Genomic DNA, 11076 nt, shown 5'->3' with positions numbered 1-11076 from the left:
CATCACATTATGCAAAATTGCCTCTGTCGGGCAAAGCTGTTTAGCGCAGCACAGAAATATATTGGCACATCGTTTAAATTATGGGGGCGAAGCGCCGATACGGGGTTGGATTGTGTTGGGACATTGTCCTTATCTTTACAAAATATTGGATTTGTGGGCGATATTCCCATTGGATATAGCCTGCGGCAACGCAGCAATAAACGGATAAGCGATTTTTTCACGCGGCCGGAATTTTGTCCAATTAACATTGATAGCGCATATCATGTGGCGGGAAATATCATTATGGTTCGGCCCGATGCGCGTCAGGTGCATTTTGCCATTACGGCGGGGCGGGGTTTATCCGCTATCCACGCATATCATGCTGTTCAATCGGTGGTCTGTGCGCCCATGCCGGATAATTGGCCCATATCAGGGGCATGGAAATATTGCGCCTGTCCAACATCATCCGGTCAATAGGCATCATCCGGTCAACAGGCATCATCCGTTAAACAGGGGTAGGCCAAAGGGGCTGGCCAAAGGGGCGGGCCAAAAAATCATCATATATTGAAAAAGGATTTATCATGGCAACCATCGCGTTAACATTGGCCGGAACGGCAATTGGCGGGCCAATTGGCGGCGCCATTGGATCAATTTTGGGCGGGCAAGTGGATAATGCCATTTTTGGCAAACCGAAAATTGGGGCTGGCCGGTTAAAGGAATTGGATGTTCAAACATCCACCTATGGCGCGGCCATCCCCAAAATTTACGGCACAATGCGGGTCGCTGGATCGGTTATATGGGCCAGTGATTTAATTGAAAATAAGGTGAAATCAGGGGGCAAGGGGCAGGCAAACAGTGTCAATTACAGCTATTCGGCAAATTTTGCCGTGGCTATTGCCTCTAATCACATCAAATCAATTGGCCGAATTTGGGCCGATGGTAAATTATTACGCGGCGCGGCGGGTGATTTGAAAACAGGCGGGATGATGCGTTTTTACCCTGGCGATGAACAGCAACAAGCCGACCCGTTATTATTGGCCGCACAGGGAATGGATAAATGTCCGGCATTTCGCGGGATCTGCTATGTGGTGTTTGAGGGGCTGCAGCTAGCGGATTTTGGCAATCGCATCCCGTCGCTTAGTTTCGAGCTGTTTGAGGATGAGCAGCATGTGTCATTAAACCGGATATTAAATGACATTGCCCCCAATATGGCCGGATCGACAAGCGATGAACAGTTAATCGGTTATCAAATTATACAGGAAAATGCCCGAGATGCGTTGGCGGATTTAGCATCCTTTTATTCAGGGTTTTTTACTGAGAAAAACGGCAAATTATATTATTCAAATGGCCGAAAAATTACCGATTATGCCATTGGCAAAGAATATATAATTTCGGTTGATAATAAAAAAATATCAAAGCCAGAGCATAATATAGGCGCGGTGGGCGATGCGCCCAGCCATTTGTTGATACGATATTATGCGCCAGAGCGGGATTATCTGCCCCATCAGGTGGAGGTGCAGCGCCCCGGCCAATATGATCGGCATTTGAACATTGATTTTCCCGCCACATTAAATATGCAGCAGGCGCAATGTGCAGCGATGGCAATGTTAAACGGTCATTATGATGCACGCCATATATGGACAGCCATGTTGCCGCGACATTATAAAAAAATGGCGGTGGGTTCTATTATTTCGGTTCATGGCGATCCATTTTCATGGCTGATTACCGAAACACAGCAAAATTTGGCCGGAAATTTAATAAAGGCCAGACGATATAGCGATATGGCCGCGATGATGGATAATTTGTCCAATATGCCCGATATGCAGGTCGCGGGGCATATTGCCCAATTTGATGATGTGCATGGACCGACAATATTGCGGGCATTTGCCGCGCCCATTTTTGATGCGCAATATAGCCATCGGCCAATGGTTGCTATTGCGGCTAATGGTGCGCAACATGGATGGCGCAGGGCCGCCATATTTGTTGAAAATGCGGCTGGTGATGCGCTTGTTCAGGCAGAAAGCATTGCGCAAAATTCAATTACCGGAGATGTGGTGCAGGCCGTATTGGCGCCAGCAAAGGCCGAATTTTGGGATTTAAAAAGCAGGATCATTGTCCAGCTTGACCGCAAGGATGACATATTGGTCGGCGCATCAAATGCCGATATTTTATCAAATAAATATCTAAACCTTGCCCGAATTGGGGAAGAATTTGTGCAATTTGCCACATGCCAGCCGCGCGGTGATGGACGATTTGAACTTAGCAGTTTTTTAAGAGGTCGATTTGCCAGCGATGAAGCGATTTTCAATCATATGGCAAATGAACAATTTTTGCTGATTGAGCAAAATAGGATGAATATTATTGATATAGAAGCATTATTACCCGCAGGCATGCCGACATCCTCATCCTCAGACTCAGCCGTGTCGGGTGAGGAAAATTTGTCCAGATTGGATGGCATGTTGCATATTGAGGCACAGGGGCTTGGCGATGAAATGCCAGTGGAGGCGCAAATTGCCAATTGGGATAAATTTACACGCCCCCTGCGGCCCGTGCATCCCGCAATATATCATCATCCAACGGACGGCACCCAAATTTCATGGCAAAGGCGATCGCGGATTGACAATGGGTGGCGCGATTATGTGGATATTATTTTGGATGAACCAAGCGAGAAATATCAAATTTCGGCATTTGTGAATGGCGGGGTAAATGCCCCAAATAATGCTCAAAAAATCGAGCTTTCCTTTACCGATAAGAATAATTTCTGGCTTTTGGATTCTGAAAAACAGGCAATAAAGGCCAGCTTAAATATCCCGCCGGATGAATTATTGGGATTGGAGGTTCGGCAAATGGGTGAAAATGCGCCATCTGCGCCGCTTATATTTCTTATTTAACCATAAATTTTCTTAACATATTAAAGAGGCGTGAATGACACAGACATATAATTTTAGGCTGCCTTTATTGGTTCAGGGGCAGGCACAAAAGGAAATAAGCCATAATGAGGCATTATTATTAATCGATATTTTATTAAATCCCGTGGTGGAAAAGAAATTGGATAATCCAGCATTATTGATCGGCGAACAGGCACCTATATTTGGCAACTGCTATTTAATTGGGGAAACCCCCACGGGAATTTGGGCGAACTATGCCAATTATTTGGCGGTATATTTTGAAAATGGCTGGCGGTATATCGCACCAAAGATAAATTTACGCATTTGGTCAAAACATCAAAATAAAATGCTGCGCTATGATGGCAATATTTGGGGTGGGGGCAATATTGTCACTGCGCCAAATGGCGGCACGACAATAGATGTAGAGGCCAGATCAACTTTGGCTCAGATTTTGTCATTATTACAAGCACAGGGTTTGAGCGCTTAGAGGCAAATGAAAACAGCATAAAAATCAAAAATTATAAAATTCATCGAATCATGAAGCGTCATGCATTTATATTGAGGTATATTAACGCGGTCATTGTTTAATCAGGGTCCTATAAAGTAAATACCCGTAAAAATGCGTGAATTTTACAGTTTTTTATATGTTGAAAAGGCAAATGGCGACATTTTAGCAACATATTATGCGAAACTATGCTTGCATCATGCGAATTGAGGATGTAACAACTGCCTATCGAATTTTATTCCTAAATTAAAGAAAAGGGGAAAGTATATGCGTAAGTTTGCCATCGGTTTGGCTCTTGCATCAACTGCAATCGCTTCACCTGCTTTGGCCCGTGACGGCCAATGGTATGTGGGCGTTGACGGCGGTGCAATGCTATTAGAAGACCTGCAATTGGACATCGCCAATGTAGGCACACCTGCAACATTGGATACCGACACTGGTTATGACTTTGGCGGCGTTGTAGGATATGACTTCGGCGGTTTCCGTTTGGAATCAGAAGTTTCCTATCGCAAAGCTGATATTACTCAATCACGCAGCAATGACCGTGCATTTCCTGTTACAAACAGCGGCAGCACAGTTGGCACTGCATTAACTTCAAATATCGCATCAACCGGCGATGCAAGCGCATTGAGCTTCATGGTCAATGGTATGCTTGATTTTGGTGATGATGACGGCATTCAAGGTTTTGTTGGCGGCGGCGTTGGCGTTGCTCGCGTAGATATTGAAAATGTTATCACTTCAACCCCTTGGTTGAATGATTCTGACACTGGCTTTGCATGGCAAGTTCTTGCCGGCGTTCGCGCTCCTTTGAGCGATAGCTGGGATGTTGGTTTGAAATATCGCTTCTTTAACGCACCTGGCGTTGACTTGGTTGACCGTTTGGGCCGTGACGTTTCAACACGTTTCCGTTCACATTCATTAATGGGTAGCTTGGTTTACAACTTTGGCGGTGAAGAGCCTGCTCCACCACCAGTGGTTGTTCCTGTTGCTGCACCACCAGCACCGCCACCGCCACCACCACCACCACCACCGGTTGCTCAAAAACCAGTATGTAATGTTGGTCCATATGTTGTGTATTTTGATTGGGATCAATCAAACTTGACACCTGCTGGCGCAGACACATTGAACAACGCTGTATCGCAATATGCAAATTGCGGTAGCGCGAAAGTAATGCTTGCTGGTCACGCTGATACCTCAGGCGCACCTACTTATAACGTAGGTTTGTCACAACGTCGTAACGCGACTGTTCGTGGTTATTTGGAAAGCAAAGGCGTTTCAGCCGGCGCAATCAGCACCCAAGCATTTGGTGAAACACGTCCTGCTTTGAACAGCGGCGACGGCGTGCGCGAAGTTAAAAACCGCCGCGTTGAAGTAACCTACGGTCCTGGTTCAGGAATGTAATAGCTTTTAATTAAGTTAATGAATTGAGGGCGGTTTATCCGCCCTCTTTTTTTGTGCATAAAAAATTTTTAATGTGCATTATATCTATAAAATTTATGATTTTATGATGATTATATTCTTGCCTTTGGGGCATAATTCCTAAATTATGCACAGGCCGATTTGGGGGAGCAGGCATGGCATTTCATCATAAAAAATATTATATTGCGGCTTTATTGGCGCTCGCCTTAACATCTTGTAAAAATGGCGATGAAGGCGGGCAGCCCGCGCGCAATGTGCAACCGGTGGTGGATATAATCACCATTGGCAAAATTGATGAAGCATTTGACGTTCAGGCGGTTGGCACAATTAGTTATAGAGAAGAAACCCCGCTTGGTTTCACAACATCAGGAAAAATTGCGTCAGTCAAATATCGCGAAGGTGATTTTGTAAAGGCGGGCGCGTTGCTTGCCACATTGGACAGCACCAATGTGGCCGCCGATGTAAAGGCAGCGCGGGCCGAATATGACCGCGCCAATGCGGAATTTACGCGGTCCTCCACCTTATTTAAGCAAGGATGGATTACCAAGCCCCGCGTTGAACAGGCACAGGCTGCGATGCTGGCGGCAAAGGCCCGCATGTCACAGGCCCAATTTGCGGCCAGCACCTCGGCCCTATATGCACCTAGCAATGGGGTGATTATCTCGCGCAGCGCCGATGCTGGACAAGTAATTGCCGCTGGCACGCCTGCGTTAATCATTGGGCGGGCGGATAAAGGCTTTGTCCTTAAAATTTCTATCATTGATAAATATTTATCTCAAATCGTGCCAGGAAAGAAAATTTCTGTCGCCCTGTCTGGCGCAGAGGATAGGCCATTTGACGCAGTGATTAGCGAAGTTGACGGGCGCGCAAACCCTGCAACGGGAAGTTTTTTTGCCTATGCCCAGTTGCCTGCAATCGCCAATTTGAAATCCGGCCAAATTGCCAAGGCCAAAATCCCCCTATATTCAGATAGTGAGAAGTTGGTGGCCATTCCTGCATCTGCGATTTTCGGGGTGCGGAATAATGAAGCACTGGTTTATATTTACGACCCGCAAAGCCATGTGGCATCGATACGCAATGTGCAGCTGGGCCAATTGACTGATAAATGGATAATTATTGAAAATGGTTTGAAAATGGGTGAAAAAATCATCGCATCTGGCCATGAAAAGGTAAGTGATGGGCAGAAGGTCCGGCTTGGCAATCAATCGAAAATTGCAAAATAAAATGGCCAAAATACACATGAAATATAAGGAAAAGCAAAGGTGCATTTAGCCGAATTTGCCATTAAAAGATGGCAGCTAACTGCTGTGCTTTTCCTGTTGCTTAGTGCATTGGGCATCAATGCATTTATGTCCATTCCGCGCGCCGTTGACCCGCATTTTCCCATTCCGGTGACAAATATTGTCGCCATTCAACCCGGCGCAGATGCCAGCGAAATGGAAGAAACCGTTGCCAAACCAATTGAAGAAGTGTTGCAAGGGTTGGATGATGTAAAGCGAATTTCTTCCACCAGCCGCGATGGCAGCGCGGTAATTACCATTGAATTTGATTGGGCGGGCGATCCCGATGAATATTATAATGATGTGATTAGGGAAATTGGCGCGATAAGGTCGCAGCTGCCATCTGGCCTGCAAAGATTGGATTTTCGCCGCACGCGAACCACAGAGGCCGCCGTTGTTCAATTGGCGATGATAAGCGAGACAGCAAGCTGGCGGCGTTTGGACAAATATTCTGATGATCTGTCCGATATTTTAAATCGCAATAAATCGGTCCGGCAGGTGAAGAAATTTGGCATCCCGCAGCCGGAAATATCCGTTTTAATCGATAATGATAAATTGGCCGAGCTTCGTTTGCCCGCCACCATGGTTGCCGATATTTTGGCACAGGGCGGGGTAGATTTGCCGGGCGGCGCGGTGCAAAGTGGGGCGCGGCGGTTTAATGTCGATGCGGGGGGCGCATATCGCGATTTGGACCGAATAAAAAATTTACCAATTAGAACAAATGAAGGCACATTATTGACGCTTGGCGATGTTGCGCAGGTTTCGTGGGGACAGGAAGAAAATCTGCACATAACGCGGCATAATGGAAAGCGCGCATTATTGATGTCGGTTACGCAAAAACCCGGAACGGACGCCACAAAGGTTAAGGATTTGGTTGTTCAGCAAATGCATGACTTTGCCGATCACTTGCCTCCCGACATTAAAATGGAGCTGCAATTTGACCAGTCAAAGGATATTAGCTTTCGGTTAAGGGAATTGGCCCGCGACTTTATTATCGCGCTGTCATTGGTTCTTATCACCCTATTGCCGCTGGGTTTTCGTTCATCGCTTATTGTGATGATATCCATCCCGTTGTCGCTGGCTTCGGGGCTTTTGGGCATAAATATGGTGGGGTATAATTTTAACCAATTGGTTGTTTTGGGCTTCATCCTATCGCTTGGTTTATTGGTTGATGATTCCATCGTGGTAACGGAAAATATTGCCCGCCATTTACGCATGGGCAAGGATAGGGTTGTTGCGGCAATTGATGCGACAAAGGAAATTACGCCGGCCATATTGGGGTCAACAGGCGTGTTATTATTTGCCTTTTTTCCTTTATTATTCCTGCCAGAAGGGGCGGGGAAATACACCAGAGGATCATTTGTTGCGGTGATTTTCACGGTCAGCGCATCATTGGTCATTTCCCTGACCGTTATTCCATTTTTGGCAAGCCGCGTTTTGAAACGTGATGAAGATCCAGAGGGCAATCGGATTTTCCAAATATTAAATGGCGGTATCAACAAGTTCTATCGCCCCATTTTGCACCGCGCATTGGATAATCCGCGTAAGACATTTTACGGATCGATGTTGCTTACCTTTTCGGCATTTTTATTGGTTCCGATTATGGGGTTTTCATTATTCCCTGATGCCGATACATCATATTTCCGCATAGAGGTGGAGGCAGAAAAGGGCAGCAGCATTGCCAATACGGACCGGATTATAAAACAAGTCGCAGAAATTGTTCGCGCAGAACCCGATGTTAAAATTGTCGCTGAAAATGTGGGCGCAGGTAATCCGCAAATATTTTACAATGTATTTTCCAATATGCAGGCCACCAATTATGGCGATATTTTGGTGATTATGGATGAATGGAAGGGCAGAGAAAGCCGAGAGATGGTGGCGCGGCTGCGCAGTAAATTAGATGATATATCCGGCGCACAGATAAAGGTAAAAATGTTCCAAAATGGCGCCCCAATTGAAGCACCCATTGTGATGTTTGTTCAAGGGCAGGATTTGGGCATATTAAAAAAATTGGCCAGTCAGGTTGAGGCGATAATGCGAAGGACGCCGGGGCTGCGCGATGTGGAAAATCCGGTTGCGACCGACCGTATTGATTTGGACGCAAATATTGATGTGCAAAAGGCGGCTTTATTGAACATTGCCGATGGTGCGCCGCGCCGCGCAATTCGGCTTGCCCTAAATGGTGAACAGGCATCGCGTTTTCGGGATAATGAGGGGGATGTTTATCCGGTTACGGTTCGTTTGGCATATGATAAGGAATTGCCGATTTCGGCGTTGAAGAAAATTTATGTCTCTTCACGCGATGGACAGCCCATTATGTTGGATCAAATTTCAAATCCGCGATTATCATCTGTGCCGCCGGAAATAAAAAGGCATCAATTGGAAAGAAATGTTTCGGTTACCGCTCAATTACGGCCCGGTGCGGTCATTACCCTTGCCAATAATGCAGTGTTGGAAGAGGTGAGTAAGTTAAAATTACCTCCTGGATATAAGATTGTGGTGGGCGGTGAGGCGTCGAAAATTGATGAAACCTTGTCGGGATTTGGTCCTGCGGTGATGATTGCATTATTTGGCATTTTTGCCATTTTAGTTGCCGAATTTGGCCGTTTCCGCGAAACCATTGTGGTTGCGGGTGTTATTCCGCTTGGATTATTTGGCGGGATTATTTTATTATTCCTTACCGGCAATCCGATAAGTTTCATGGCTGTTATTGGCTTTATCGCCTTAATCGGCATTGAAATTAAAAATTCCATTTTGTTGGTTGATTTCACGACCCAGCTTCGTGAACAGGGGATGGAGCTTCGCGAGGCGATTGAAAAAGCAGGCGAGATACGCTTCATGCCGGTTTTGCTTACCTCTGTGACGGCGGTGGGCGGTTTACTGCCCCTTGCCTTATTGGGCGGGGCTTTATTTTCCCCCTTGGCCACTGTTATAATTGGTGGGTTGATTACATCGACAATATTGTCACGGGTGGTCACGCCCGCCATGTATTTATTGGTATTAAGGGCGGGACAAAAAAGGGATAGCCGCAAAATGCACAAAACAGCCAAGCTGCAGTAATTTATGATGAGATGCGCGGGCAAGGGCCACTTGATTTATAATATTTACCCCCCATTTTAGCCGATAGAAATGGAGTATATTATGCAGGATGTTGCAATTTTCGCGGGTGGTTGTTTTTGGTGCACAGAAGCAGTTTTTAATCAATTAAACGGTGTTTCATCGGTGACGAGTGGATATATTGGTGGGCATGTTGAAAACCCCAATTATAAACAGGTTTGTGGCGGCGATACCGGACATGCAGAGGCGATTAAAATTGGGTTTGACCCAAATGTTATTAGCTATTCTGACTTGCTCGATATATTTTTTGCAATTCATGATCCCACGCAATTAAACCGTCAGGGCAATGACATTGGCACCCAATATCGCAGCGCCATTTTCCCGCAAAATGATGCGCAATTGGCCGAAATAAAGCCCGCTATGGACAGGGCCGCGGCCGATTGGCCTGCGCCAATTGTGACCACGGTAGAACATGCCGATAATTGGTATGATGCAGAGGATTATCATCAAAAATATTGGGATGTAGAGGGTCAGAATAATGCATATTGCATGGCCGTCATTCCGCCTAAATTACAAAAATTGCGCAAAAAATTCGAAGAAAAACTATCATAAACAACCAATAATTAATCGCTTTATAGTAAAAGAAATTTGATGTTTTGCCGTCATAGGCTTTATAGTCATCATTATTTAAAGGGCGGTTCATGGACCATAAGAAGATAAAAAAGGCAGTTTTTCCAGTAGCAGGCATGGGAACAAGATTCCTGCCAGCAACAAAGGCGATACCAAAGGAAATGCTGCCCGTTGTTGACAGGCCGTTAATTCAATATGCTGTTGATGAGGCGATAGAAGCCGGTATTGAACAAATGATTTTCGTGACCGGCAGGGGCAAAAGCGCGATTGAGGATCATTTCGATATCGCATTTGAACTTGAACGCACCATGAAGGAGCGCGGCAAGGATTTAAGCATATTAGAAGCGACAAGGTTAAAGGCCGGCGCCTGCGCCTATGTTCGTCAGCAAGAGCCAATGGGTCTTGGCCATGCCATATGGTGCGCACGTGATATTATTGGGGATGAACCATTTGCGGTGTTCCTGCCCGATGAATTTATGCATGGCAGTCCTGGATGCATGGCGCAAATGGTGGATGCATATAATAATATTGGCGGTAATATTATCAGCGTGTTGGAAGTGCCCCATGAAAAGGTTTCAAGCTATGGCGTGATTAACCCGGGCGAGCGCGACGGTAGCTTGACCGAGGTAAAGGGCTTGGTTGAAAAACCCAAAATGGAGGAAGCGCCATCCAATTTAATTGTATCGGGCCGTTATATATTACAGCCAGAGGTAATGCGGATATTGGAAAATCAGGAAAAGGGCGCAGGCGGTGAAATTCAATTAACCGATGCCATGGCGCAGATGATTGGGTCACAGGCTTTCCACGCATTAACTTTTGATGGAAAAAGATATGATTGCGGTTCGGTCGCGGGATATGTGGAGGCCAATTTGGCGCTTGCGCTTGAACGGCCAGATATTCGCGATGAGGTCCGCGCCAAGGCGGCGGCACTGCTTAATTTATAAAAATATAAAGGCATATGATGCGTAAATCCATGACATTGATAATCGCAATTAGCCTGAATGTTAGTTTGAACGCCTGTGTTGGACGCATCGTCGGTGATGTTGTGACTGCGCCAATTAAAATTACTTCCAAAACCGTTGATTTATTAACCACCAGCCAGTCAGAGGCCGACGAAAATCGCGGACGTAAAATGCGTGAGCAGGAAGAAGAGCTGAAAAAATTATCGAAACAGCAGCATAAATTGACGCGTAAATGCGACAAGGGCGATCAAGATGCATGTAAAGATTTACGCAAAGTCGAGCGTAAAATTGACAAGGTTAAACGCGCATAATTTATCTGGATTAGGGGCGTTAAAGTGCCTTTTTAATAATTGGTC

The 11076-nt window shown here is 45.9% G+C and carries 9 protein-coding genes; all 9 read left to right on the top strand.

The genetic code is table 11. The features are described from left to right. Positions 1 to 9: 9 nt before the first annotated feature. The 9 genes from LPB140_RS11125 (at position 10) to LPB140_RS11085 (ending at position 11031) form a co-directional block, all read left to right on the top strand. Positions 10 to 456: a hypothetical protein gene (locus LPB140_RS11125; RefSeq protein ID WP_072559887.1), complete on the top strand. Its 447-nt coding sequence runs from the start codon at positions 10 to 12 to the stop codon at positions 454 to 456. Between the two features lie 104 nt (positions 457 to 560). Beyond that, a complete protein-coding gene (locus LPB140_RS11120) occupies positions 561 to 2870 on the top strand; it encodes a phage tail protein (protein WP_072559886.1) in 2310 nt (769 codons plus the stop codon). A gap of 34 nt (positions 2871 to 2904) precedes the next feature. Next, on the top strand, positions 2905 to 3354 hold the full coding sequence (locus LPB140_RS11115) for a DUF2793 domain-containing protein (RefSeq protein WP_072559885.1): 450 nt from the start codon (positions 2905 to 2907) through the stop codon (positions 3352 to 3354). Positions 3355 to 3639: 285 nt separating this feature from the next. Continuing rightward, positions 3640 to 4773, top strand: a complete 1134-nt coding sequence (locus LPB140_RS11110; protein ID WP_072559884.1) for an OmpA family protein — start codon at positions 3640 to 3642, stop codon at positions 4771 to 4773. Positions 4774 to 4946: 173 nt separating this feature from the next. Next, on the top strand, positions 4947 to 6014 hold the full coding sequence (locus LPB140_RS11105; protein WP_072559883.1) for an efflux RND transporter periplasmic adaptor subunit: 1068 nt from the start codon (positions 4947 to 4949) through the stop codon (positions 6012 to 6014). Between the two features lie 39 nt (positions 6015 to 6053). Beyond that, complete coding sequence (locus LPB140_RS11100; RefSeq protein ID WP_072559882.1) at positions 6054 to 9131, top strand: efflux RND transporter permease subunit; 3078 nt, start codon at positions 6054 to 6056, stop codon at positions 9129 to 9131. Between the two features lie 81 nt (positions 9132 to 9212). Beyond that, complete coding sequence (msrA, locus tag LPB140_RS11095) at positions 9213 to 9740, top strand: peptide-methionine (S)-S-oxide reductase MsrA (RefSeq protein ID WP_072559881.1); 528 nt, start codon at positions 9213 to 9215, stop codon at positions 9738 to 9740. Positions 9741 to 9829: 89 nt separating this feature from the next. Next, a complete protein-coding gene (gene galU, locus LPB140_RS11090; protein WP_072559880.1) occupies positions 9830 to 10702 on the top strand; it encodes a UTP--glucose-1-phosphate uridylyltransferase GalU in 873 nt (290 codons plus the stop codon). Positions 10703 to 10716: 14 nt separating this feature from the next. Beyond that, on the top strand, positions 10717 to 11031 hold the full coding sequence (locus tag LPB140_RS11085) for a hypothetical protein (RefSeq protein ID WP_232223403.1): 315 nt from the start codon (positions 10717 to 10719) through the stop codon (positions 11029 to 11031). The last annotated feature ends 45 nt before the right edge of the window (positions 11032 to 11076 follow it).

Origin of the sequence: Sphingorhabdus lutea (genome assembly GCF_001889025.1) — a bacterium.
Taxonomy (GTDB): domain Bacteria; phylum Pseudomonadota; class Alphaproteobacteria; order Sphingomonadales; family Sphingomonadaceae; genus Sphingorhabdus_B; species Sphingorhabdus_B lutea.
Note: the sequence above shows the minus strand (reverse complement) of the source record. Positions and strands in the feature narration are given on the sequence as shown.

What these genes read in the sequence shown, in the direction of transcription:
- LPB140_RS11125 (WP_072559887.1), top strand. Translation starts at nt 10, where the DNA reads ATGCAAAATTGCCTCTGTCGGGCAAAGCTGTTTAGCGCAGCACAGAAA.
- LPB140_RS11120 (WP_072559886.1), top strand. Translation starts at nt 561, where the DNA reads ATGGCAACCATCGCGTTAACATTGGCCGGAACGGCAATTGGCGGGCCA.
- LPB140_RS11115 (WP_072559885.1), top strand. Translation starts at nt 2,905, where the DNA reads ATGACACAGACATATAATTTTAGGCTGCCTTTATTGGTTCAGGGGCAG.
- LPB140_RS11110 (WP_072559884.1), top strand. Translation starts at nt 3,640, where the DNA reads ATGCGTAAGTTTGCCATCGGTTTGGCTCTTGCATCAACTGCAATCGCT.
- LPB140_RS11105 (WP_072559883.1), top strand. Translation starts at nt 4,947, where the DNA reads ATGGCATTTCATCATAAAAAATATTATATTGCGGCTTTATTGGCGCTC.
- msrA (WP_072559881.1), top strand. Translation starts at nt 9,213, where the DNA reads ATGCAGGATGTTGCAATTTTCGCGGGTGGTTGTTTTTGGTGCACAGAA.
- galU (WP_072559880.1), top strand. Translation starts at nt 9,830, where the DNA reads ATGGACCATAAGAAGATAAAAAAGGCAGTTTTTCCAGTAGCAGGCATG.
- LPB140_RS11085 (WP_232223403.1), top strand. Translation starts at nt 10,717, where the DNA reads ATGATGCGTAAATCCATGACATTGATAATCGCAATTAGCCTGAATGTT.